Annotated in this window: 1 pseudogene; it reads left to right on the top strand. The window is 50.9% G+C overall.

The features are described 5' to 3' along the window. Window positions 1-204: pseudogene (locus H8K43_RS18695) on the top strand (secretion protein HlyD); the annotation flags it as partial. Window positions 205-432: the final 228 nt, after the last annotated feature.

Below are 432 nucleotides of genomic sequence, written 5' to 3' on the forward strand. Positions count from 1 at the left end.
GCCCAGCAAAGCCTGCAAGGCTTTAACAGCAATGAAGCCCTGTACCGCATCAAAGTCAGACTGGCGCAACAAAACGTAGCAGCCTACGGCCAGAACCAGCCCCTTAAACCCGGCATGACGCTGGAAGCGGACATCTTGCAAGACAGCCGGAAAATTTGGGAATGGGTATTAGAGCCAGTGCTGGCTGTGGCGAAGCGCAGTTGAGGGGCAGCAAGGCCAAAAGAAGCAAAGCAGGATAGCGCAGGAGATTACTGGCAGCGTAAAGAATTCGATCACCGGACAGAACGGACTAGACCGCTCTGTCCGGGTCGAAAAACCTGTAAGCATGACGCAAACATGCTTACAGGAGGCAGCAAAGCTAACCCGTATAGGATGGGTTAGTTCATTCAACCATGTATAGGAGTAACACAAAATGCGTTTAATGACAAATGA

The organism is Cognatundibacterium curvum, from assembly GCF_014284235.1.
Lineage (GTDB): Bacteria > Pseudomonadota > Gammaproteobacteria > Burkholderiales > Burkholderiaceae_D > Undibacterium > Undibacterium curvum.